Here is a 22,890-nt window from a genome sequence, read left to right on the forward strand (position 1 = left end):
GGGAGCGAGCCTGCTCGCGATAGCGGTGGACCAGTCAATATAAAAGTTGACTGACAGACCGCTATCGCGAGCAGGCTCGCTCCCACAGGGGGTGTGATGATTGTCTTTGGCAGCATGAAAACCAGGCGAAAACGCCAGTTTTAACTTCACCCTTGTAGACCGTCTTGCCCACCCCCATATTGGGGCGACTGACGCGTGAAGGAATTCAACTTGAGCGACCTTTTAAACCGCCGCCTGGCCCTGCTCGGCGAGCGCGCCAACCTCTCCCTGCTCGAACAGTGCCTGCACGGCATCGAGCGTGAATGCCTGCGCGTCACCGGCGATGGGCACTTGGCGCAGACCCCGCATCCCAAGGCCCTGGGTTCGGCGTTGACCAACGAACAGATCACTACCGACTATTCCGAGTCGCTGCTGGAGTTCATCACGCCAGCCCTGGCCAACCCGGCCGATACCCTGCGCAGCCTCGACAAGATCCACCGGTTCGCCTACAGCAAACTGGGTGACGAGTACCTGTGGAGCCCTTCGATGCCGTGCCCACTGCCGGCGGAAGAGGACATCCCGATCGCGTATTACGGCACCTCGAACATCGGTCGGCTCAAGTACGTCTATCGCAAGGGGCTGGCCCTGCGCTACGGCAAGACCATGCAATGCATTGCCGGGATCCACTACAACTTTTCCCTGCCGGAAAAGCTCTGGCCCCTGCTCCGGCAGGCCGAAGGCGTCGAGGCCAGCGACCGTGATTTCCAGTCGTCGGCCTACATCGCGCTGATCCGCAATTTCCGCCGCTACAGCTGGTTGCTGATGTACCTGTTCGGTGCCTCGCCGGCCCTGGACGCCGGTTTCCTGCGCGGTCGCCCGCACCAGTTGGAACAACTGGACCCGGACACCCTGTACCTGCCCTACGCCACCAGCCTGCGCATGAGCGACCTGGGTTACCAGAGCAACGCCCAGGCCGGCCTCACGCCTTGCTACAACGACCTGGCCAGCTACACCGACAGCCTGCGCAAAGCGGTGGCGACGCCTTATGCGCCGTACGTCGAGGTCGGCACTCACCAGAACGGCGAGTGGGTGCAGCTCAACACCAACATCCTGCAGATCGAAAACGAGTACTACTCCAACATCCGCCCCAAACGCGTGACCTACACCGGCGAGCGGCCGATCCAGGCCTTGATGGCCCGGGGTATCCAGTACGTCGAAGTGCGTTGCCTGGACATCAACCCGTTCCTGCCGATGGGCATCGATCTCACCGAGTCGCGGTTCCTCGATGCGTTCCTGCTGTATTGCGGCCTCAATGACAGCCCGCAGCTGGAAAACAACGAATGCGGCAACGCCACGAGCAACTTCCTTACCGTGGTCAAGGAAGGCCGCAAGCCTGGCCTGCAATTGCAGCGCCAGGGTCAATCGGTGGACATGCAGGCCTGGGCCGTCGAATTGCTGGAAAAAATCGCACCGTTGGCCTCGCTGCTCGACCAGAGTCAAGGTGGCGATGCCCACCGCCAGGCGCTGGACGCGCAATTGGCGAAAGTCCGCGACCCGTCCCTGACGCCCTCCGCCCAGGTGCTGGCCGCCATGGCCGAACATCAGGAAGGCTTTGCCCAGTTCTCCTTGCGCCAAAGCAAGGCCCACGCCGAGTTCTTCCGCGCCGAGCCTTTGCCCGCCCAGGAACAGACTGCATTCGAGGAAACCGCCCGAGAATCCCTGGTTCAGCAAACTGAGCTGGAGCAGAACGAGGTGGGGGATTTCGACGTGTTCGTGGGTTCGTATCAGGCGAGCATCCTGGCGATCAGTAACTGATCCCTCTTTGACGAGGACGCTATTGTGGCGAGGGAGCTTGCTCCCGCTGGACTGCGCAGCAGGCCCATTTCACGGCTGCTACGCAGCCGAGCGGGAGCAAGCTCTCATGGAACAAATTGCAACCATGTGATTTTTAAAGCTGAAAATATATATCGATCGTTCCCACGCTCCTGCATGGGAATGTCGCCAGGGACGCTCCGCGTTCCGCTTCTGGAGTGTGACGCAGAGCGTCACGGGATGCATTCCCACGCAGAACGTGGGAACGATCAAAAACAGATATCTCGTGGACGTCGCTCTAGTTCCCTGCGCGACAGCGTAGCGTCGAAGACGTGGCGGGGACTCCCTCGCCACAAGAGCTTCAAGCCGTTCTCAATAGAATTTTTTCGAAAATAAGCTAATTCGAAAAAGTTATTTATTTTCCAATTCTTAGATCATTTAGTCTCCTCCAACGCCGAACATCCGGCGGCCTGTTGAGGAGCTTTCCCATGTCTTTGAGTTTCCCCCTTCGCCTTCTCGCGGCCGCTTCCCTGGCTGCAACGAGTCTTTTTGCCCAGGCGGCCGACCTGACCGTCGCTTACCAGACCACCGTCGACCCGGCCAAAGTCGCCCAGGCCGATGGTGCCTACGAAAAAGCCACCCAGGCCAAGATCGACTGGCGCAAGTTCGACAACGGCGCCGATGTCATCACCGCCATCGCCTCGGGCGACGTGCAGATCGGCTACCTCGGCTCCAGTCCGTTGACCGCAGCCATCACCCGCAAGGTCCCGGTGGAAACCTTCCTCATCGCCACCCAGATCGGCGCCGCCGAAGCCTTGGTGGTTCGTGACGGTTCGGGCATCAACTCCCCGCAAGACCTGATCGGCAAGAAAATCGCCGTGCCATTCGTGTCCACCGGGCACTACAGCCTGCTCGCCGCGTTGAAGCACTGGAATATCGACCCGTCGAAAGTCACCGTACTCAACCTGGCGCCACCGGCCATCATTGCCGCCTGGAAGCGCGGCGACATCGACGCCACCTACGTCTGGGACCCGGCCCTGGGCGTGGCCAAGGAAAACGGCAAGGTCCTGATCACCTCCGCGGAACTGGCCAAGTTCGGCGCCCCGACCTTCGACGCCTGGATAGTGCGCAAGGACTTCGCCCAGAAGCATCCTGAAATTGTCACCGCCTTCGCCAAAGTGACCCTGGATGCCTACGCCCAGTACCGCAAGGACCCACAAGCCTGGCTGGCCGATACGTCCAACGTCGACAAACTGGTGAAGCTCTCCGGCGCCAAGGCCAGCGATATCCCGCTGTTGCTGCAAGGCAACGTCTTTCCGCTGGCGGCCGATCAGGTCGTGAGCCTCGGCGCACCGACCACCCAAGCCATCACCGACACCGCAGCGTTCCTCAAGGAGCAAGGCAAGGTCGAAGCCGTGCTGCCGGACTACGCGCCTTACGTCAGCGCCAAATACATCACTCGTTGAGCAGGAAAAGGGAGACACGCGATGGCCTTGCTACAGCTGGAGCGCATCAGCGCACAGTACCCCGGCGCCGCGGAACCGGTGCTGGCGGATATTTCCCTGACCCTGGGGCCCCAGCAATTGCTGGTTGCCCTCGGCCCGTCCGGCAGTGGCAAGACATCGTTGTTGAACCTGATTGCCGGGTTCGTCGAGCCCTGCGCCGGGCAGATCACCCTCGACGGCACGCCGGTCAAGGGTCCGAGCGCCGAGCGCGGCGTGGTGTTCCAGGACGATGCACTGCTGCCTTGGCAGGACGTGCTGGCAAACGTTGGGTTCGGCCTGGAACTGGCTGGGGTCGGCAAGCAAAAGCGCGAAGCCCGGGCCCGGGAAATGCTTGCCCTGGTTGACCTGGCCGGTTTCGAGCAACGTCGTGTCTGGCAGCTTTCCGGCGGCCAGAAGCAACGCGTCGGCCTGGCCCGGGCGCTGGCGGCCGACCCACGCGTGCTGTTGATGGACGAACCTTTCGGTGCGCTGGACGCCTTCACCCGCGAACAGATGCAGGAACTGTTGCTGCAGGTCTGGCAGCGCACCGCCAAGCCGGTGTTCCTGATCACCCATGACATTGAAGAAGCCGTGTTCCTCGCCACCGACTTGATTCTGTTGGCACCTAACCCGGGGCAGATCGTCGAGCGCCTGAGCCTGGATTTCGGCCAACGCTACGGGGCCGGGGAATCGGCGCGGTCGATCAAATCCGACCCGCGCTTTATCGAAACCCGCGAGCATGTGCTCGCCAAGGTGTTCGCCCAACGCAGCGCCACTCGACCACAGGAGCGCGCATGAGCAGCTACGAAATTCCAGCCGTCGTCAGTGAAACTACGAGCAGGCGCGCGACCAACGACTCAAGGCCCAGCCTGAGTACACGCTGGATCAGCGGCTTGACCCTGATCGCCCTGCTGGCGGTCTGGTGGGCCGTCACCGCGAGCGGCCTGATCGAACCGCTGTTCCTGCCCTCGCCGTCTGCAGTGCTGCAAAAAGGTTGGCTGCTGGCGACCAGCGGCTACATGGACTCGACCCTCTGGCAGCACCTGGCCGCCAGCCTTGAACGAATCGGCCTGGGCCTGCTGTTCGCGGTGCTGACGGCGGTGCCGGTGGGCATCGCCATTGGCGCCAACCGCATCGCGCGCGGCGTGCTCGATCCGTTGATCGAGTTCTACCGGCCGATTCCGCCGCTGGCGTACCTGCCATTGATCGTGATCTGGTGCGGCATCGGCGAGTTGTCGAAAGTGCTGCTGATCTACCTGGCGATTTTCGCCCCGATTGCCATCGCCACCGCCACCGGTGTGCGCACTGTCGACCGGGCCAAGCTACGCGCTGCGCAATCGTTGGGCGCCACGCGGGCCCAGTTGATTCGCCACGTGATCGTGCCCAGTGCCTTGCCGGACATCCTCACCGGCATTCGCATTGGCCTGGGCGTGGGTTGGTCGACGCTGGTGGCCGCCGAGCTGATCGCCGCCACCAGCGGCCTGGGGTTCATGGTGCAGTCAGCCGCGCAGTTCCTGGTCACCGACGTGGTGGTACTGGGGATCCTGGTGATCGCATTGATCGCCTTCGCCATGGAAATGGGCCTGCGCGCCCTGCAACGCAAACTGGTGCCGTGGCACGGCCAGGCCCATTGATACCCAATGACCACGCCGACCATTCGGCGCCCAGACCGAGAACATTGCGATGAACCGCCCAACCATTACGCCATTGAGCACTGCCCTCGGCGCGCAGATCAGTGGGATCGATATCAGCCAGCCGCTGAGCCCGGAACATCGCGAGGCCATCGAGCAGGCTTTGCTTGAACATCAGGTGTTGTTCTTTCGCGACCAGCCAATCGAACCGGAGCAACAAGCGCGTTTCGCCGCGCATTTTGGCGACCTGCACATTCACCCGATCTACCCCAACATACCGGAACAGCCGGAAGTACTGGTGCTCGACACCGCCGTCACCGATGTTCGCGACAACGCAGTGTGGCACACCGACGTGACCTTTCTCCCGACGCCGGCCATGGGCGCGGTGCTCAGCGCCAAGCTACTGCCGGCGTTTGGCGGCGACACGTTGTGGGCCAGCGGCATCGCGGCCTACGAAGCTCTGTCAGCCCCATTGAAACGCTTGCTGGAAGGCCTGACAGCGACCCACGATTTCATCCGGTCCTTTCCATTGGAACGCTTTGGCAACACCGCCGAAGACCTGGCGCGCTGGGAAGAGGCACGGCGAAAAAACCCACCGCTGTCCCATCCGGTGATCCGCACTCATCCGGTGAGCGGGCGACGGTCGCTGTTCGTCAATGAAGGCTTCACGACACGGATCAACGAGCTGTCGGCAACCGAAAGCGAGGTGATCCTGAAACTGCTCTTTGCCCACGCCACCCGCCCGGAGTTCACCCTGCGCTGGCGCTGGCAGGTCAACGACGTGGCGTTCTGGGACAACCGCGTCACCCAGCACTTCGCCGTGGATGACTACCGCCCCGCCCGCCGGATGATGCACCGGGCGACGGTGTTGGGGGATGTACCGTTTTTCAGGTGAGGCATCGAGTCTGAATTGCTCCTGTGGCGAGGGGATTTATGCCCGCGCCACAGGATGGTGTATTCAACTGATCATTGCAGATCAGCCGATTCGTTACTCAGCCGACGAAGGCTTCTCCCAAAGATTGATCCCGCCCTCCAGGGCAAACTGATCGATCTGCGCCAGTTCTTCAGCACTGAAGCTCAGGTTCTTCAACGCCCCGACGTTCTCGATGATCTGCTCCGGCCGGCTGGCGCCGATCAACGCGCTGGTCACGCGGGGATCGCGCAGGGTCCAGGCCAGGGCCATTTGCGCCAGGCTCTGGCCGCGCCGCTGGGCGATCTCATTGAGGGCGCGTACATGGGCGATGTTTTCCTCCGACAGATGCGAAGCCTGCAACGAGCCGCCGCCCGGACGGTTCACCCGCGCATCGGCCGGAATACCCTTGAGGTACTTGTCGGTCAACAAGCCCTGGGCCAGTGGCGTGAAAGCGATCACACCGGTACCCAGTTCGTCGGTGGCGTCCAGCAGGTCTTTCTCCACCCAGCGGTTGAGCAGGTTGTAGGCCGGCTGGTGAATCAGCAGCGGGACTTTCCACTCTTTGAGCAGCGCCGCCATTTCCCGGGTCTTCACCCCGGAATACGAGGAAATGCCGATGTACAACGCCTTGCCCTGCTGAACGGCAGTGGCCAGTGCGCTGGCGGTTTCTTCCAGTGGGGTGTCGGGGTCGAAGCGGTGGGAATAGAAGATATCCACATAGTCCAGCCCCAGGCGTTGCAGGCTTTGGTCGAGGCTGGCGAGCACGTATTTACGCGAGCCACCACCCTGGCCGTATGGGCCCGGCCACATGTCCCAACCAGCCTTGCTGGAGATGATCAATTCATCGCGGTACTGCTTGAAATCTTCGCGCAGCAACCGGCCGAAATTGATCTCGGCGCTGCCGTAGGGCGGACCATAGTTGTTTGCCAGGTCGAAGTGGTTGATGCCCAGGTCAAACGCCGTACGCAGCAAGGCGCGCTGGGTATCGATGGGCGTACTGTCGCCAAAGTTGTGCCACAACCCCAGCGACAGCGCCGGCAGCACCAGCCCGCTGCGACCGACGCGGCGGTAAGGAATGGACTCGTAGCGGTTTTGCGCAGCGGTGTAGGTCATCGAAAGGCTCTCTGTTCGGACGCTGGTGGCAGAAGCTAACACTTCACAGACGCATCGGTCAGGCTGAAAGTTCGCATATCAGGTGTGGGAGCGGGCTTGCAGTGCCAGGAAGTCGGAGACCACACTAACGCGCCTGCGCAAACACCTCCGCCACCCAATCCACGAATACACGAACCCGCGGCGACATGAGTCGGTTGTGCGGATAGAGCACCGACACCGGCATGGACGGTGGTGGGGTGGCGGTGAGGACTTCCTGCATCAGGCCCTGCCGGATCGGCTCTTCCATCCGGTAATGCGGGCATTGGATCAGGCCCAGGCCGGCGATGGCCGAGGCGGCATATATTTCGGCGCCGGACACCGACAGCGAGCCCCCGATCGGGACCTCCTTGAGCTCGCCATCGACCATGAACTCAAACGGATACAGTTTGGCGGTGGTCCGCGAGACGTAATTCACCGCCTTGTGATGTTTCAAATCATCGAGGCACTTCGGCTCGCCGTACTGGCGCAAGTAACCGGGACTGGCGCAGGTGATCTGTCGAAGATTGGCGACACGCCGGCCGATCAATGATGAATCCGCCAACTCACCGGAGCGCAGCACGCAATCGACGCCTTCGGCAATCAGATCGACGAAACGATCGGCCTCGCTGATGAACAGTTCTATTTCGGGATAGCGGGCCATGAATTGTGGCAACGCCGGAATCACGAAATACCGTGCCTGGGTTCCGTGCAAGTCCACCCTCAACTTGCCTTTGGGCGCCACGCCGCGAAACGCCAGTTCGGCTTCTTCAAGTTCCGCCAGCAATTGCACGCAGCGTGGGTAATAGGCTTCGCCATCGAGGGTCGGGCGCACCTTGCGAGTGCTGCGCTCCAACAAGCGAACGCCCAGCCAGGCTTCGAATTGATTGAGGGTATGGGTCAGCGTGGCCCGTGGCATGTTCAAGTCTTCAGCCGCCAGGGTGAAACTGCTTCGCTCGTAGATGCGCACGAACACCTTCATCGCTTTGACTTGATCCATCTGAATCCGGCGCCTTTATTGTTAGTGATTGTTGAACAGTCAAGGCAACTTTCGGGCATTTATCGCCGAGAGTAAACATGTGAACCTGGCTTCACCCACTTCAAGAGGACTCAAGCATGCCGACTCAAACGTCCAAAATTGCGATCATCACCGGTGCTTCCCGCGGCATCGGCGCCGAAATCGCCAAGCAACTTGCCAGCGAAGGTTTCGCCGTCGTCATCAACTACGCCAACAGCGCCAGCGAGGCGTCCAAGTTGGTGGTGCAACTGCGCCAGGCCGGCCACCAAGCCATAGCGGTGAAGGCAGACGTGTCCTCTGCCGCCGATGTCCGCAGGATGTTCGATGAAACCGAAGCGCAATTGGGCAAGGTCGATGTATTGATCAACAACGCCGGCATCCTCCAGGTGATGCCCCTGGCGCAGCACAGCGACGAGTTATTCGACCAGACGTTCGCCATCAACACCCGTGGCACCTTCAATACCCTGCGCGAAGCCGCGACCCGTCTGAACGACGGTGGCCGGATCGTGAACTTTTCCAGCAGCACCGTGGGCCTGAACCTGCCCGGCTACTCGGTGTACATCGCCAGCAAGGCCGCAGTGGAATCCCTGACCCAGGTGTTCGCCAAGGAACTGCGCGGTCGGCAGATCACGGTCAATGCCGTGGCCCCCGGCCCGGTCGCCACCGAACTGTTCATGCACGGCAAAAGTGAGGAACAGGTGCAGCACTACGCCAAGATGCCGCCCCTGGAACGCCTCGGCCAGCCGCAAGACATTGCCAGCATCATCGCGTTCCTGGTGAGCCCGGCCGCTGGATGGGTGAATGGACAGATCCTGCGGGCCAATGGCGGACTAGTCTGAGGCTTTTTCCTGCATCGCCAGCTAAACCGCCATCGCGAGCAAGCTCGCTCCCACAGGGGTCAAGTGATTCCCTTGTGGGAGCGAGCTTGCTCGCGATGAGGTCGGTGCAGATGAGTCAGCGCACCAAATGCAGGAACTGCAGGTGCCGCTCGTACTGGTCGAGGATGTCGTTGATGACTTGCTCCTTGGTGTAGCCCACCAGGTCGTAATCCTGGCTGCCTTCGCTCAGGTGCACCTCGGCACGGTAGTAACGACGGTTGTTGAGTTCCTTGGAGCCCATGCCGCCGCGGGCGAAGGACGGCGTGAAGTAGCCGCGCATCTGCACCTGGTAGATGAACGGATGCTGCTCACCGTGACCGATCTCCAGGCTGACGTTGTCATTGGCCGGGTCGGGCTGGGCCACCACTGTCAGGCCCTTCTCGACGAACACCGCGGTCACTTCTTCAATGGCCGGGCGCACCGTCGTGTCGAGGAAACGGTACACCTCATCACGGGACGGAAAATGCACCGCCTGGCTCAAGCGCTGGCGCCAGCCGCCCGTGCCCCGACGTGAACCCGACACCGGCGCCAGGGAGTGCAATTGCGCGATCTGCTTCTGGGACTCCAGGTAGAACGCCTTGTGCAGGCCCCACATCATCAGCAGCAGAATCAACGAGAACGGCAAGGACGTCAGCACCACCGCCGACTTCAAGGCATCGATGCTGCCGGAGAACAGCAACGCGCTGGTCACCAGGGCCGTCATCGCGCCCCAGAACACCCGCAGCCATTTCGGCCCGTCCTCGTCGGGGTTGCCGCCCTTGGCCGACAACGTCGACAGCACCACGGTGCCTGAGTCGGCGGACGTGACGAAGAACACGAAACTGATGAACACGGTGACCGCGATGACCGTCTTGCTCCAGGGGTAGGTTTCCAGCAGCAGGTAAAGGCTCATCGATGGGTTTTCCAAGGCCGACATGCCAAGGGCACTCATGCCGTGGTTCAGCACTTGGTCGATGGCGCTGTTGCCGAAGATCGACATCCACGCCAGGGTGAAACCCAGGGGAATCAGCAGCACGCCAAACACGAATTCGCGGATGGTGCGGCCACGGGAAATCCGTGCGATGAACAGCCCCACGAACGGCGACCACGCGATCCACCAGGCCCAGTAGAACACCGTCCAGCCGCCCAGCCAGTCGCTAGGTTCGTTGTAGGCGTACAGGTCGAAACTCTTCATCGGCAGGGCGCCGAGGTAATCGCCGATGTTCTGGATCAAGGTGTTGAGCAAATGCTGGGTGGGTCCGGCGAACAGCACGAACAGCAACAACGCGCAGGCCAGGAGCATGTTGATGTCGGACATGACCCGCACGCCCTTGTCGACACCGGCCACCGCCACAATGATCGCCGCGCCCATCATCAGTACGATCAGGCCAACCTGAATCCACTGGGTATGGGCGATGCCGAACAGGTAGTCGAGCCCGGAATTGAGGTGCAGCACACCAAAGCCCATGTCGGCGCCGAGGCCGAACACCGTGGCGATAATACCGAAGCCGTCCACGGCGTAGCCGATGGGGCCGTTGATGCGCTTACCGATCAGCGGGTACAACGCCGAACGCAGGGCCAGGGGCAAATTGTGCCGGTAGGCGAAGTACGCCAGGGCCATGCCGACGAATGCGAAAACGCCCCAGCCGTGCAGCCCCCAGTGCAAGAACAGGACCTGCATGGCCTGGCGCGCCGCTTCGGCGGTGCCTGCCTCGCCCTGGGGCGGCTGGACCATGTGAGTCAGCGGCTCGGACACGCAGAAGAAAAACAGCGTGATGCTGATGCCGGCGGCGAACAACATGCCGGCCCAGGACAGATAACTGAATTCGGGCTCGTCGTGGTCGGCACCGAGCTTGATCTTGCCGTAGCCGGACAAGGCGGTGACCACCACGAAGACCAGATACAGCGTCATCGCCAGCATGTAGTACCAGCCGACTGTATTGGCCGCCCAGTTCTGCGCGGCCAGCAGCCATGCGCCGGCCTGCGCGGGCATGGCTATCACCACCAGGCCGAACAGCAGGATAAAGGTCGCGGCGAAGTAAAAGACCGGCGGGTTCATGCGGACCAGGCCGCTGGGTGGAAGGGACGAGGCACTCATGAAACAAGCACCTCGGGAAAAAGAATCGGGGTGGTCGAAAACGGACTCGGCAAAGGCAAGCCTCCTGTTGTGAGCGGGCAGCAAACCGACGGTTTAACTTGAATGAACGTTCAAGTTAAACATAAATAGCTAGCTAAGGACTAATCGCAGGGCTCGACGGCACGCTTCCTACACTAGCCTACGGGAGGGTATGACGTTGCCAGGAGAGCATTCGTTCACTGGCGCCAAGCCCCTGTGGGAGCGAGCTTGCTTGCGATAGCGGTGTAGCAGTCAATGAAGATGTTGAATGTCAGGCCGCCATCGCGAGCAAGCTCGTTCCCACATGCCGGTTGCCCATGAATATCCGCGTGCCTATAGTCCAGACATCGCCTACAACCAGTACGGACCCATGATCAAAGAACAGCTGTCTCGCTTTAACCGTCTCGACCTGCTCGGCCATCCGACACCACTGGAAAAACTCGACCGTCTCTCCACCTGGCTCGGCCGGGACATCTATATCAAGCGTGATGACCTGACGCCCCTGGCCATGGGTGGCAACAAACTGCGCAAGCTCGAATACCTGGCCGCCGATGCCATCGCCCAAGGCGCCGATACCCTCATCACCGCCGGGGCGATCCAGTCCAACCATGTGCGCCAGACCGCCGCCCTCGCCGCGAAGCTGGGCCTGGGCTGCGTGGCCTTGCTGGAAAACCCCATCGACACCGAAGACAGCAATTACCTGGGTAACGGCAACCGGCTGCTGCTGGAATTGTTCGACGCCAAGGTCGAGTTGGTGGACAACCTGGACAACGCCGATGAGCAGCTGCAGGCCCTGGCCGGTCGCCTGCGCAGCAACGGGAAAAAACCCTACCTGGTGCCGATTGGAGGTTCGAACGCCTTGGGCGCGCTGGGTTATGTGCGCGCCGGCCTGGAACTGGCCGAGCAGATCAAGGACACCGGGATTGAATTCGCCGCCGTGGTACTGGCCTCGGGCAGTGCCGGCACCCACAGCGGCCTGGCGCTGGCGCTGAGCGAAGCCCTGCCGGCGCTGCCTGTCATCGGCGTCACGGTCTCGCGCAGCGAGGAGGACCAGTTTCCGAAGGTCCAGGGCCTGGCCGAGCGCACGGCAGCGTTGCTCGAAGTCGCCCTTCCGGAGGCGTTCAAAGTGAACCTCTGGGACGAATATTTCGCCCCCCGCTACGGCGAACCCAACGCCGGGACACTGGCGGCGGTCAAGCTGCTGGCCAGCCAGGAAGGGCTGCTGCTCGATCCGGTCTACACCGGCAAGGCCATGGCCGGCCTGCTCGACGGCATGGGTCGCGACCGTTTCGACGAAGGCCCGATCATCTTCCTGCACACCGGCGGCGCACCGGCGTTGTTTGCCTACAGCGCGGCGTTCCAGGCTTAGTGGAGACTTCTGTGGGAGCGAGCTTGCTCCCACAAGCAGTCATTCCAAATAGACATATGTGCTTTGTTTAATATTATTTTCCAATCTATAAAAGCCATCCTATAGTCTCGCCGCAGGCGCATTTGCCGCGAGACGCCCAAGCTGCTTTAAGGCAGGATGTGGCAATCTTTTCGGATCGCGGCTACGCCTTATCTCAGCCAAAATAACCTCTTCATAAGAAAACACAGGGGCTTGTCATGAATTTTTCCGCATTACGTCGCAACCTGTTGGTAGGTTCGCTGGGCCTGGCATTGAGCGCCGGGTTGTTGGGGCAAGCAGTTGCCGGTGAGCAGCTGCAGAAAATCAAGGATGCAGGCGTGATCAACGTCGGCCTGGAAGGCACTTACCCACCGTTCAGTTTCGTCGACGCCGACGGCAAGCTGGCCGGTTTCGAAGTGGAGTTTTCCGAAGCCCTGGCCAAGGAGCTGGGCGTGAAGGTCAAACTGCAAACGACCAAGTGGGATGGCATCCTCGCTGCGCTGGAGTCCAAGCGTCTGGACGCCGTCATCAACCAGGTCACCATTACCGAAGAGCGCAAGAAAAAGTACGATTTTTCTGCGCCTTACACCGTCTCTGGTATTCAGGCGCTGGTCCTGAAGAAGAACGAAGAAAAACTCAATATCAAGGCGGCAGCCGACCTGGCTGGCAAGAAGGTCGGTGTAGGCCTGGGTACCAACTACGAACAATGGCTCAAGGATAACGTGCCAAAAGCCGACATCCGGACCTATGAAGACGATCCGACCAAATATCAGGACCTGCGTATCGGACGGATCGATGCGATTCTGGTGGACCGCCTCGCCGCGTTTGAACTCGCGAAAAAAGCCCCGGACACCGCGGTTGCCGGCGACGCATTTTCTCGTCAGGAAGCGGGTGTGACCCTGCGCAAAGACGAACCGGAGTTGCTGGCAGCGGTGAACAAGGCAATTGAAAAACTGCGCGCGGATGGCACCCTCAAAAAGCTATCCGAGAAATATTTCAACGCTGACGTCACCCAATAATGGAAGCAAAGTTACAACTTATCCTGGACTCCACGCCCTTCCTGCTTCAGGGCGTGTACTTCACGGTGGGCTTGAGCCTGGGCGGGATGTTTTTTGGCTTCCTGCTCGGCTTTGGCCTGGCATTGATGCGCTTGTCGCGGTTCAAGACGCTGAGCTGGATCGCCCGAGTATACGTATCGTTCTTTCGCGGCACGCCGTTGCTGGTGCAACTGTTCATGATGTATTACGGCTTGCCGCAAGTGGGCATCGAGCTGGACGCGATACCCGCAGCGCTGATTGGCCTCTCGTTGAACATGGCCGCCTACATTTGCGAAACCCTGCGAGCCGCTATCAGTTCCATCGAACGCGGTCAGTGGGAAGCGGCTGCCAGCATCGGTATGACCCGCGTGCAGACGTTACGTCGAGCTATCCTGCCGCAGGCCATGCGTACCGCCTTGCCTCCACTGGGCAATAGCTTCACGTCATTGGTGAAGGACACCTCGTTGGCGGCCACCATCCAGGTCCCTGAGTTGCTCCGGCAGGCACAGTTGGTTTCCGCCCGCACCTTTGAAATATTCGCCATGTATCTGTCTGCCGCATTGATCTATTGGTTTCTGATCAGCGTTCTTGCACATGTGCAGAACCGCCTGGAAGCCCGGGTCAATCGGCATGACCAGGAGTCCTGACCCATGATTGTCGTGGAAAAACTGACAAAGCAGTTCAAGGGCCAGGTGGTGCTCAACGGCATCGACTTGAAGATCGAAGAAGGCGAAGTGGTTGCGATCATCGGCCCCAGCGGCTCGGGCAAGACCACCTTCCTGCGCTGCTTGAACTTCCTCGAAGAGCCCAACAGCGGCCGGATCAAGGTCGGCGACATCGAGATCGATGGCAGTCGTCCGCTGAACCAACAGCAGAACCTGGTGCGCCGTTTGCGCCAGCAGGTGGGCTTTGTGTTCCAGAACTTCAATCTGTTTCCCCATCGCACCGCGCTGGAGAACGTGATCGAAGGCCCGCTGGTGGTGAAAAAGATTCCGCGCGCGGAAGCCGAAGCCCTGGGACGCAAGCTCTTGACCAAGGTCGGCTTGGCCGGCAAGGAGGACGCCTATCCACGGCGTCTTTCCGGCGGCCAGCAACAGCGCGTGGCGATTGCCCGGGCGTTGGCGATGGAACCGGCGGTGATCCTGTTTGACGAACCGACTTCGGCCCTCGATCCGGAACTGGTGGGCGAGGTGCTGGCAACCATTCGCGGCTTGGCCGAAGAAAAACGCACCATGGTCATCGTGACCCACGAAATGGGCTTCGCCCGGGACGTGGCCAACCGCGTGGTGTTTTTCGACAAAGGCGTGATCGTCGAACAAGGCGAAGCCAAGGCCTTGTTTGCAGCCCCCAAGGAAGAACGCACGCGACAGTTCCTCAGCAAGATCCTTTCCGCCGGGCACGGCGCCCAGTAAGTTATTCTTAGCATTATCACTTCCAGGGAAGGAAGTGGGACCGCTGCAAAAGAAACAACTCGCACTGTGTTCATGTGCGTCATATACAACTTCTCGTAACACTCCCCGTCGCCCAAGCATCTTTCCACTTCAGTCTCCAGTGCCCTTGCGCACCCATTTTTTGAAAACTGGCAAGCCTAGGAAAAAGGCGTGCGGCGCCGCGCATTATTAACTTTGACGCGTAGGATGTTTCTGAAGCCTTTCACAATTAATTATTAAGCAAGTTCCTCTATTGACACTGAAACTACTGAGACATTATCTAGTGAGCAATAGGCGATGCACATTATTTTAGTTCTGCGCAGTGACTAAGCTTAGCCAGCCTCTATGACTGCACAAATAAAATATGTCGCGATTATCAAGCGCCTTTGATCAAACGGACTTCGTTTTCAAGCATCAAGGAGAACACCATGACATGTAAGTCGAAGAGTCCTGAACTGGCCGCCCCCACCCTGGCCAATGCCCACCCTACCGGCATCAATATCGCCAACGCCGCTCACCTGGAGGTTGCCATTGCGCCCTACCCTGGTATGGACTCAGGTGACCTGATCGAACTGTTCTGGGACAACTGCTACGTCGGCTCGCGCTTGTTGTCGCGGGCCGATGTGCAAGACAGCGTCACCCTGCGGGTCCCGGAGAGTTTCATCGTCGATGGAACCTCGCGCATCCACTATCGGGTGATGCAGGTCGGACGTGGGCCGGCGCTATCCGCCAAGCAACGGGTACATGCGAAGCTCGATTGCCCCGGCGGGCAGCCGTCGGCCCTGAGCGGCGATGAAAACCAGGGCCTGGCGCCAGTGCGCATTCCCGGCACTATCCGACGCCAAGGGGTGAACCCCAACCAGATCAAGCGCGGTGTACCGCTGACCATCGAGCCCTACCTGAACATGGCCGCCGGCGATGCCGTGACCCTGCGCTGGGGTGATGTGCGCATGGACCTGCCTGCCGTCACCGCCAGCGAGGTCGGCCAGCCAATCAATATCTGGGTCCCGCCGCAGATCATCCTGGAGGCAGGAGAAGACCTGCGCCTGGAAGTGACCTACTGCATCCTCGACCGTGTGGGCAACAACTCCCACTGGGCACCGCCACGGACATTGAAGATCGGTTGCGCCAATCCGTACCTGAAAAAACCGCCGAAAGAAGCCCTCATGGCGGCCGAGCCGCACCGCAAAAGGCCTTGATACGGGAGACACTTTTGCGAGGGACGCTTTTGTGGCGAGGGAGCTTGCTCGCGAAACAGGCGCCTCGATTCTGCAAGACCGCATCGCGTCCATCGCGGGCAAGCCTTGCTCCCGCATAGCGGGAGCAAGCTCCCTCACCACAAAAGCCGCTTCGCCCCAAGTGAGCGTACAGCCGCCCATTTAAATCCAACCTATACATATTCCTAAAAGTTAGTTCAAAAATAATTTATACACGCTTAGGGTATATGCACCGGACCACCGGACATTCTTGATTTTCGCTCGCCGCATTCATCGCGGCGTTTCTTGAGATGTGAGGTGGGTATGGAACGAAACACAATCACCACAGTGCAGTACGCCAAGACACTGCCTGCAGCCACGGAGTGGCTGTAATGTCGGATCTGGCGCAAGCAAAAGTCCAGAGCGACCTGGACATCGCACCGCTGTTGTTGCCCGCACAGGTGTTGCGCAACGATACCGAGGCCATCAAAGCTGCCCATGAACTGGCGCAGGTCGCCCGTCAGCAGGCCGCCCGTCGTGACCAGCAACGCAAGCTGCCCTGGGCAGAAATCGAGCAATTCACCCGCAGCGGATTGGGCAGCATCGCCATCCCCCGGGCATACGGCGGCCCACAGGTTTCGTTCGTCACCCTGGCCGACGTCTTCGCAATCATTTCCGCCGCTGACCCGGCCCTCGGGCAGATCCCGCAAAACCAGTTCGGCGTACTCCAGCTGATTCTCGGCACCGGCACCGAACGGCAGAAAAAAATCCTCTTGCAGAGCGTGCTTGAAGGCTGGCGCATCGGCAACGCCGGTCCGGAACGCGGTACTCGCAATACCCTTGAGCTCAAGGCTCGGATCACCGCCGACGGTGACGGGCTTGTCATCAACGGCCAGAAGTTCTATTCCACCGGCGCGCTGTTTGCCCATTGGGTCGCGGTCAAGGCGCTGAATGACGAGGGCCGGCAGGTGCTGGCATTCGTGCGGCGCGGCACCCCGGGCCTGCGGATCGTCGACGACTGGTCGGGGTTCGGCCAGCGCACCACCGCCAGCGGTACCGTGCTGCTGAACAATGTGCGGGTGGATGCCGACTTGGTGCTGGATAACTGGCGCATCAACGAAACACCCGGCGTGCAAGGCGCGATTTCCCAACTGATCCAGGCCGCCATCGATGCGGGTATCGCCCGTGGCGCCATCGACGACGCCATCGCCTTCGTCCGTGAACGGGCCCGGCCCTGGATCGATGCCAAGGTCGACCGAGCCAGTGACGACCTCTACGTGATCGCCGACATTGGCAAACTGAAAATCGAACTGCACGCCGCCGAAGCCTTGCTGCGCAAGGCCGGACAGGTGTTGGACCAGGTCAGTGCCGCCCCCATCACGGCGCAATCGGCCGCCCGCGCCTCGATTGCCGTGGCCGAGGCCAAAGTGCTCACCACCGAGATCGCCCTGCAAGCCAGTGAAAAACTCTTCGAGCTGGCCGGCAGCCGCGCCACCCTCGCCGAATTCAACCTCGATCGCCACTGGCGCAACGCACGGGTCCACACCCTGCACGACCCGGTGCGCTGGAAGTATCACGCGGTAGGCGCCTACCACCTGAACGGCACCTTGCCGGCCCGCCATTCCTGGATCTGACGACCCGACCTCTGGAGCAGTACATGACGTTTTCTCAACACGTCGCGGTGATCACCAGCGATGAACAAGCCCTGATCGTAGCCAGCGACCTGGCCGATGACTTCAAGCGCGACAGCGCCCTGCGCGACCGCGAGCGCCGCCTGCCGTACCCGGAACTGGAGGCCTTCTCCCGCTCGGGCCTGTGGGGCATCAGCGTGCCCAAGGCCTATGGCGGCGCCGGTGTTTCCAACGTCACCCTGGCCAAAGTCATCGCGCTGATTTCTCAGGCCGACGGCTCGCTGGGGCAAATTCCGCAAAATCATTTCTATGCCCTGGAAGTGCTGCGGGTAAACGGCACTGAAGCGCAAAGACAACGCTTGTACGCCGAAGTACTCGCCGGCCAGCGCTTTGGTAATGCCCTGGCCGAACTTGGCACCAAGACTGCCCATGACCGCATCACCCAACTGCGCCGCGACGGCGAGGGCTATCGCATCAACGGTCGCAAGTTCTACGCCACGGGCGCGATCTACGCCCAGCGCATCCCCACATCGGTGGTGGACGAAAACGGCGTGCAACAACTGGCGTTCGTCCCTCGCAGCAGCCAAGGCCTGACGGTGATCGACGACTGGAGCGGTTTTGGCCAGCGCACCACGGGCAGTGGTTCGGTGGTGTTCGAAGACGTGTATGTCGCCGCCGCCGACATCGTGCCCTTCCAGAGCGCCTTCGAACGCCCCACACCGGTAGGGCCGCTGGCGCAGATTCTTCACGCCGCCATCGACACCGGCATCGCCCGCGCCGCCTACGAAGACGCCCTGCATTTTGTCCGCAATAAAACCCGCCCCTGGATCGACGCCACCAGCGACGTCGCCACAGAAGACCCGCACACCCTCAAGAGTTTCGGCCAACTGAGCATCCGCCTGCACGCCGCCGAAGCCCTCTTGGAGCGCGCTGGTGAGTTTCTCGACCGAGCACAGGCCGACACCCGGGCCGACACAGTCGCCGCTGCCTCGATTGCCGTGGCCGAAGCCCGCGCCATCAGCACCGAGATTTCCCTGGCCGCCGGCAGCACGCTGTTCGAGTTGGCCGGCAGCCAGGCGACCCTGGCCGAACATGGCCTTGACCGCCACTGGCGCAACGCCCGGGTGCACACCCTGCATGACCCGGTGCGCTGGAAATACCACGCGGTGGGCAACTTCTACCTCAACGATGAAAAACCGCCGCTGCGGGGGACCATCTGATGGCGGCCGGCAAGAAAAAGATCCTGCTCAACGCGTTCAACATGAACTGCATCGGGCACATCAATCACGGCCTGTGGACCCATCCCCAGGACACGTCGACCCAGTTCAATACGATCGAATACTGGACCGCCCTGGCGCAATTGCTCGAGCGCGGATTGTTCGACGGGTTGTTCATCGCCGACATCGTCGGGGTCTATGACGTGTACCAACAGTCGGTGGACGTCACGCTCAAGGAGTCGATCCAGCTGCCGGTCAACGACCCGTTGCTGCTGGTGTCCGCGATGGCCGCCGTGACGAAAAACCTCGGCTTCGGCCTCACCGCCAACCTGACCTACGAACCGCCCTACCTGTTCGCCCGACGCATGAGCACCCTCGACCACCTGAGTCGCGGCCGGGTCGGCTGGAACATCGTCACCGGCTACCTGGACAGCGCCGCCAAAGCCATGGGCCTGACCGCGCAAGTCGAGCATGACCGCCGCTACGACCAGGCCGACGAATACCTGCAAGTGCTCTACAAACTGTGGGAGGGCAGTTGGGAAAACGACGCAGTGCTCAATGACCGCGTGCAGCGGATCTATGCCCGGCCGGAAAAAGTGCACAAGGTCCGGCACCAGGGCGAGTTCTACCAGGTCGAGGGCTATCACCTGTGCGAACCCTCGCCCCAGCGCACACCGGTGCTGTTCCAGGCCGGCAGCTCCGAGCGCGGCCTGCTGTTCGCCGGACGGCATGCCGAGTGCGTGTTCATCAGCGGCCAGAACAAACCGGCGACCAAGGCCCAGGTGGACAAGGTCCGCGCCAGCGCCGTAGAGGCCGGGCGCAACCCCGGGGACATCAAGGTGTTCATGGGCCTGAACGTGATCGTCGGCGAGACCGAAGCGGCCGCCTGGGCCAAGCATGCCGAGTACCTGAGCTACGCCAGCGCCGAGGCTGGCGTGGCGCATTTTTCCGCATCGACGGGGATCGATTTTTCCCAGTACGAACTGGACGAACCGATCCAGTACGTCAAGAGCAACGCTATCCAGTCCGCCACCAAGACCTTGCAGAACAACGACTGGACCCGGCGCAAATTGCTCGAGCAACACGCCCTGGGCGGTCGCTACATCACGGTGGTCGGTTCGCCCGAACAAGTGGCCGACGAGCTGGAGTCCTGGATCGCCGAAACCGGCCTCGATGGCTTCAACCTGACCCGCATCGTCACGCCGCAAAGCTACGTGGACTTCATCGACCTGGTGATCCCCGAGTTGCAGCGACGGGGCTCGTACAAGACCGAATACGACAACGGCACCCTGCGCGAAAAACTGTTTCACGCAGAAGCTCATCTACCCGAACAACACACTGGCTCGACCTACCGGCACTGACCCTGTGACTTATCCACTAATGACTGGAATACCCGACATGACCAAGCACTTCCTGACCCTGCCAGTCAAAACCCTGGCCCTGGCCCTCGGCCTGTTCAGCTCGGCGCTGTTTGCCGCCGATGCGCCGTTGAAAATCGGCACCACCGCCGCGTTCGCCATTCCCCTGGAAGCGGCCGTCGAAGAAGCCGGCAAGCAAGGCTTGAAAGTCGAGCTGGTAGAGTTCAGCGACTGGATCGCGCCCAACGTCAGCCTGGCCTCCGGTGATATCGACGTGAATTACTTCCAGCACATCCCGTTCCTGGAAAATGCCAAGGCCGCCGCCGGGTTCGATCTGGTGCCCTTTGCGCCGGGGATCATCAACAACGTCGGCCTCTATTCGAAAAAGTACAAAAGCTTCGACGAACTGCCAGAAGGCGCCAGCGTCGCCATTGCCAACGACCCGATCAACAGCGGTCGCGGCCTGCAACTGTTGGCCAAGGCCGGGTTGATCAGCCTCAAGCCGGGCGTCGGCTACAAGGCCACCGAAGACGACATCGTCGCCAACCCGAAGAAGCTCAAGATCCTGCAGGTCGAAGCCGTGCAGTTGGTGCGCGCTTATGAAGACGCCGACCTGGTGCAGGGTTATCCCGCCTACATTCGCCTGGCCAAGACCTTCGACGCCAGCTCCGCCTTGCTGTTCGACGGCCTCGATCACAAGGAATACGTGATTCAGTTCGTGATCCAGCCCAAGAGCAAGAACGATCCACGGCTGATCAAGTTCGTCGACATCTACCAACACTCGCCAGCCGTGCGCGCCGCCCTGGACAAGGCCCACGGCAAGCTCTACCAAGCCGGCTGGGAAAGCTGACATGAACGCCGTCAACGCTCGACTCCGACACGAAGCCCCCACGCCCCAGAGCGCCGAACACACCGAACTGCATCCGGAGCTCAACCGTGCCCATGTGCGCTTCATCGGCCTGGGCAAGACCTATAACGGTGCCCAGGGTCCGGTGGCCGCGCTGCAAGGCATCGACCTGGCGATCCAGCGCGGCGAGGTGTTCGGCATCATCGGCCGCAGCGGCGCCGGCAAGTCGTCGCTGATCCGCACCATCAACCGCCTCGAACAACCCACCAGTGGCCGGGTGTTGATCGATCAGATAGACATCGGCGAGTTCGATGAAGACCGCCTGGTGGAACTGCGTCGGCGCATCGGCATGATCTTCCAGCACTTCAACCTGATGTCGGCCAAGACCGTGTGGCAGAACGTTGAGCTGCCGCTGAAAGTCGCCGGCGTGCCCAAGGAGCAACGCCAGCGCAAAGTTCGCGAGCTGCTGGAACTGGTCGGCCTGCAAGGCAAGCACAAAGCCTATCCGGCGCAACTTTCGGGCGGGCAGAAACAGCGGGTGGGGATTGCCCGGGCACTGGTGCATGACCCGCAGATTTTGTTGTGCGATGAAGCCACCTCGGCCCTGGACCCGGAGACCACACAATCGATCCTCGGCCTGCTGCGCGAAATCAACCAGCGGTTGGGCCTGACCATCGTGTTGATCACCCATGAAATGGCGGTGATTCGCGAAGTCTGCGACCGGGTCGTGGTGCTTGAGCAAGGGCGGATCGTCGAGCAGGGGCCGGTCTGGGAAGTGTTTGGCAACCCGCAACACGAGGTCAGTCGAACACTGCTGGCACCGTTGCAACACGCGATACCGGAAGAACTGCAAAACCGCTTGCAGACGCAGCCGGCATCGGCGGATGCCGCCATTGTGCTGCGCCTGCAATTCACCGGCATAGATCGTGAAGAGCCGGATCTCGCCGCTTTGTTCAGCGCCCTCGGTGGGCGGGTGCGACTGTTGCACGGCGGCATCGAGCGAATTCAGGGCCACGGGCTGGGGCAATTGCTACTGGCCGTGAGCGGTTCGTCGTGGGGCGCCGAGGAACTGCGGCAACGGGCGGGCAATTGGGCGCAACGGGTAGAGGTGCTGGGTTATGTGGTTTGATCGGCTGTTGCAGGGTTTCATCGACACGTTCCTGATGGTCGGCGTGTCGTCGCTGATCGCGTTGTTGGCGGGCATCCCGCTGGCGGTGATCCTGGTGACCAGCGGCAAGGGCGGGATCTATGAAGCGCCGGTCTTGAACCGGGCCTTGGGCGCGTTCGTGAACCTGTTCCGCTCGATACCGTTCCTGATTCTGATGGTGGCGTTGATCCCGTTCACCCGGCTGATCGTCGGTACCACCTATGGCGTGTGGGCAGCGGTAGTACCGCTGACCATCGCCGCCACACCGTTCTTTGCCCGCATCGCCGAAGTCAGCCTGCGGGAGGTTGACCATGGTCTGATCGAAGCGGCCCAGGCCATGGGTTGCCGACGCTGGCACATTGTCTGGCATGTATTGCTGCCCGAAGCGCTGCCGGGCATCGTGGGCGGTTTTACCATCACCTTGGTGACCATGATCAACTCTTCGGCCATGGCCGGAGCGATCGGTGCCGGCGGCCTGGGCGACATCGCCTACCGGTACGGCTACCAGCGATTCGACAGCCAGATCATGCTCACGGTGATCGTGTTGCTGGTGGCGCTGGTGGCAGTGATCCAGTTGGGTGGCGACCGCCTGGCGCGCGGCTTGAACAAGCGCTGACCGGGGAAGCAGTTGACCTGTGGGAGCAAAGCTTGCTCCCACAGGCAGACCAGAGGGCTTGCGGTATAGTCACCTGACGCTCCCCA

The 22,890-nt window shown here is 61.2% G+C and carries 20 protein-coding genes; 17 read left to right on the forward strand and 3 right to left on the reverse strand.

Translation table 11 applies throughout. The features are described from left to right. Nucleotides 1–210 precede the first annotated feature (210 nt). The 5 genes from gshA to tauD all read left to right on the forward strand — a co-directional run bounded on the left by gshA (nucleotide 211) and on the right by tauD (nucleotide 5,801). Nucleotides 211–1,794, forward strand: coding sequence for a glutamate--cysteine ligase (gene gshA / locus AB4O22_RS25260; protein ID WP_223471145.1), 1,584 nt, complete (start codon nucleotides 211–213; stop codon nucleotides 1,792–1,794). A 485-nt stretch (nucleotides 1,795–2,279) separates the two neighbouring features. Beyond that, nucleotides 2,280–3,257 carry a taurine ABC transporter substrate-binding protein gene (tauA, locus tag AB4O22_RS25265; protein ID WP_003196684.1) on the forward strand — a complete coding sequence of 326 codons (978 nt, stop codon included), beginning with the start codon at nucleotides 2,280–2,282 and terminating at the stop codon, nucleotides 3,255–3,257. Between the two features lie 21 nt (nucleotides 3,258–3,278). Further along, on the forward strand, nucleotides 3,279–4,073 hold the full coding sequence (tauB, locus tag AB4O22_RS25270; RefSeq protein ID WP_223471148.1) for a taurine ABC transporter ATP-binding subunit: 795 nt from the start codon (nucleotides 3,279–3,281) through the stop codon (nucleotides 4,071–4,073). Continuing rightward, on the forward strand, nucleotides 4,070–4,909 hold the full coding sequence (gene tauC, locus AB4O22_RS25275; RefSeq protein WP_003196679.1) for a taurine ABC transporter permease TauC: 840 nt from the start codon (nucleotides 4,070–4,072) through the stop codon (nucleotides 4,907–4,909). Before tauB ends, tauC begins: the two co-directional genes overlap by 4 nt. Nucleotides 4,910–4,958: 49 nt before the next feature. Further along, nucleotides 4,959–5,801 carry a taurine dioxygenase gene (gene tauD / locus AB4O22_RS25280; protein WP_460097401.1) on the forward strand — a complete coding sequence of 281 codons (843 nt, stop codon included), beginning with the start codon at nucleotides 4,959–4,961 and terminating at the stop codon, nucleotides 5,799–5,801. Nucleotides 5,802–5,894: 93 nt separating this feature from the next. On the opposite strand, the gene mgrA is transcribed toward tauD, so the two are convergent. Further along, nucleotides 5,895–6,932 carry an L-glyceraldehyde 3-phosphate reductase gene (mgrA, locus tag AB4O22_RS25285; protein WP_223471151.1) on the reverse strand — a complete coding sequence of 346 codons (1,038 nt, stop codon included), beginning with the start codon at nucleotides 6,930–6,932 and terminating at the stop codon, nucleotides 5,895–5,897. A 124-nt stretch (nucleotides 6,933–7,056) separates the two neighbouring features. Then, nucleotides 7,057–7,947 (reverse strand): LysR family transcriptional regulator, encoded by an 891-nt coding sequence (locus AB4O22_RS25290; RefSeq protein WP_003196673.1) that lies wholly within the window; start codon nucleotides 7,945–7,947, stop codon nucleotides 7,057–7,059. 116 nt (nucleotides 7,948–8,063) lie between these two features. Between AB4O22_RS25290 and AB4O22_RS25295 the strand changes: the two genes are divergently transcribed. Then, nucleotides 8,064–8,804, forward strand: a complete 741-nt coding sequence (locus AB4O22_RS25295; protein ID WP_223471152.1) for an SDR family oxidoreductase — start codon at nucleotides 8,064–8,066, stop codon at nucleotides 8,802–8,804. 115 nt (nucleotides 8,805–8,919) lie between these two features. Here AB4O22_RS25295 and betT read toward each other — a convergent pair whose 3' ends face one another. Then, a complete protein-coding gene (betT, locus tag AB4O22_RS25300) occupies nucleotides 8,920–10,881 on the reverse strand; it encodes a choline transporter BetT (protein ID WP_223471196.1) in 1,962 nt (653 codons plus the stop codon). Nucleotides 10,882–11,308: 427 nt separating this feature from the next. Here betT and AB4O22_RS25305 point away from each other — a divergent pair, with 427 nt between their 5' ends. From AB4O22_RS25305 to AB4O22_RS25355, 11 genes are all read left to right on the forward strand, one after another. Next, a complete protein-coding gene (locus AB4O22_RS25305) occupies nucleotides 11,309–12,307 on the forward strand; it encodes a D-cysteine desulfhydrase (protein ID WP_460097759.1) in 999 nt (332 codons plus the stop codon). 236 nt (nucleotides 12,308–12,543) lie between these two features. Continuing rightward, the gene (gene tcyJ, locus AB4O22_RS25310; protein ID WP_223471153.1) at nucleotides 12,544–13,344 is read left to right on the forward strand and encodes a cystine ABC transporter substrate-binding protein; all 801 of its coding nucleotides are present in this window, start codon (nucleotides 12,544–12,546) and stop codon (nucleotides 13,342–13,344) included. Then, nucleotides 13,344–14,009, forward strand: coding sequence for a cystine ABC transporter permease (gene tcyL, locus AB4O22_RS25315; protein WP_079301476.1), 666 nt, complete (start codon nucleotides 13,344–13,346; stop codon nucleotides 14,007–14,009). The genes tcyJ and tcyL overlap by 1 nt, the downstream gene beginning before the upstream one ends. A 3-nt stretch (nucleotides 14,010–14,012) precedes the next feature. Further along, nucleotides 14,013–14,774 carry an L-cystine ABC transporter ATP-binding protein TcyN gene (tcyN, locus tag AB4O22_RS25320; protein ID WP_223471154.1) on the forward strand — a complete coding sequence of 254 codons (762 nt, stop codon included), beginning with the start codon at nucleotides 14,013–14,015 and terminating at the stop codon, nucleotides 14,772–14,774. A 446-nt stretch (nucleotides 14,775–15,220) separates the two neighbouring features. Further along, the gene (locus tag AB4O22_RS25325) at nucleotides 15,221–15,991 is read left to right on the forward strand and encodes a hypothetical protein (protein WP_223471155.1); all 771 of its coding nucleotides are present in this window, start codon (nucleotides 15,221–15,223) and stop codon (nucleotides 15,989–15,991) included. A 389-nt stretch (nucleotides 15,992–16,380) separates the two neighbouring features. Further along, nucleotides 16,381–17,622, forward strand: coding sequence for an SfnB family sulfur acquisition oxidoreductase (locus tag AB4O22_RS25330; RefSeq protein ID WP_460097402.1), 1,242 nt, complete (start codon nucleotides 16,381–16,383; stop codon nucleotides 17,620–17,622). A 23-nt stretch (nucleotides 17,623–17,645) separates the two neighbouring features. Beyond that, on the forward strand, nucleotides 17,646–18,839 hold the full coding sequence (locus tag AB4O22_RS25335) for an SfnB family sulfur acquisition oxidoreductase (RefSeq protein WP_003196655.1): 1,194 nt from the start codon (nucleotides 17,646–17,648) through the stop codon (nucleotides 18,837–18,839). Next, nucleotides 18,839–20,197, forward strand: coding sequence for an LLM class flavin-dependent oxidoreductase (locus tag AB4O22_RS25340; protein WP_460097404.1), 1,359 nt, complete (start codon nucleotides 18,839–18,841; stop codon nucleotides 20,195–20,197). Before AB4O22_RS25335 ends, AB4O22_RS25340 begins: the two co-directional genes overlap by 1 nt. 37 nt (nucleotides 20,198–20,234) lie before the next feature. After that, nucleotides 20,235–21,044, forward strand: a complete 810-nt coding sequence (locus AB4O22_RS25345; protein ID WP_046065254.1) for a MetQ/NlpA family ABC transporter substrate-binding protein — start codon at nucleotides 20,235–20,237, stop codon at nucleotides 21,042–21,044. 1 nt (nucleotide 21,045) lies between these two features. Continuing rightward, nucleotides 21,046–22,170 carry a methionine ABC transporter ATP-binding protein gene (locus AB4O22_RS25350; RefSeq protein WP_013692036.1) on the forward strand — a complete coding sequence of 375 codons (1,125 nt, stop codon included), beginning with the start codon at nucleotides 21,046–21,048 and terminating at the stop codon, nucleotides 22,168–22,170. After that, a complete protein-coding gene (locus AB4O22_RS25355) occupies nucleotides 22,160–22,804 on the forward strand; it encodes a methionine ABC transporter permease (protein ID WP_003196648.1) in 645 nt (214 codons plus the stop codon). The genes AB4O22_RS25350 and AB4O22_RS25355 overlap by 11 nt, the downstream gene beginning before the upstream one ends. Nucleotides 22,805–22,890: the final 86 nt, after the last annotated feature.

Source organism: Pseudomonas sp. S3_B11 (genome assembly GCF_054667715.1).

Coding starts and splice junctions, on each gene's coding strand:
- tauA (WP_003196684.1), top strand. CDS start 2,280: ATGTCTTTGAGTTTCCCCCTTCGCCTTCTCGCGGCCGCTTCCCTGGCT.
- tauB (WP_223471148.1), top strand. CDS start 3,279: ATGGCCTTGCTACAGCTGGAGCGCATCAGCGCACAGTACCCCGGCGCC.
- tauC (WP_003196679.1), top strand. CDS start 4,070: ATGAGCAGCTACGAAATTCCAGCCGTCGTCAGTGAAACTACGAGCAGG.
- tauD (WP_460097401.1), top strand. CDS start 4,959: ATGAACCGCCCAACCATTACGCCATTGAGCACTGCCCTCGGCGCGCAG.
- mgrA (WP_223471151.1), bottom strand. CDS start 6,932: ATGACCTACACCGCTGCGCAAAACCGCTACGAGTCCATTCCTTACCGC.
- AB4O22_RS25290 (WP_003196673.1), bottom strand. CDS start 7,947: ATGGATCAAGTCAAAGCGATGAAGGTGTTCGTGCGCATCTACGAGCGA.
- AB4O22_RS25295 (WP_223471152.1), top strand. CDS start 8,064: ATGCCGACTCAAACGTCCAAAATTGCGATCATCACCGGTGCTTCCCGC.
- betT (WP_223471196.1), bottom strand. CDS start 10,881: ATGAACCCGCCGGTCTTTTACTTCGCCGCGACCTTTATCCTGCTGTTC.
- AB4O22_RS25305 (WP_460097759.1), top strand. CDS start 11,309: ATGATCAAAGAACAGCTGTCTCGCTTTAACCGTCTCGACCTGCTCGGC.
- tcyJ (WP_223471153.1), top strand. CDS start 12,544: ATGAATTTTTCCGCATTACGTCGCAACCTGTTGGTAGGTTCGCTGGGC.
- tcyL (WP_079301476.1), top strand. CDS start 13,344: ATGGAAGCAAAGTTACAACTTATCCTGGACTCCACGCCCTTCCTGCTT.
- tcyN (WP_223471154.1), top strand. CDS start 14,013: ATGATTGTCGTGGAAAAACTGACAAAGCAGTTCAAGGGCCAGGTGGTG.
- AB4O22_RS25325 (WP_223471155.1), top strand. CDS start 15,221: ATGACATGTAAGTCGAAGAGTCCTGAACTGGCCGCCCCCACCCTGGCC.
- AB4O22_RS25330 (WP_460097402.1), top strand. CDS start 16,381: ATGTCGGATCTGGCGCAAGCAAAAGTCCAGAGCGACCTGGACATCGCA.
- AB4O22_RS25335 (WP_003196655.1), top strand. CDS start 17,646: ATGACGTTTTCTCAACACGTCGCGGTGATCACCAGCGATGAACAAGCC.
- AB4O22_RS25340 (WP_460097404.1), top strand. CDS start 18,839: ATGGCGGCCGGCAAGAAAAAGATCCTGCTCAACGCGTTCAACATGAAC.
- AB4O22_RS25345 (WP_046065254.1), top strand. CDS start 20,235: ATGACCAAGCACTTCCTGACCCTGCCAGTCAAAACCCTGGCCCTGGCC.
- AB4O22_RS25350 (WP_013692036.1), top strand. CDS start 21,046: ATGAACGCCGTCAACGCTCGACTCCGACACGAAGCCCCCACGCCCCAG.
- AB4O22_RS25355 (WP_003196648.1), top strand. CDS start 22,160: ATGTGGTTTGATCGGCTGTTGCAGGGTTTCATCGACACGTTCCTGATG.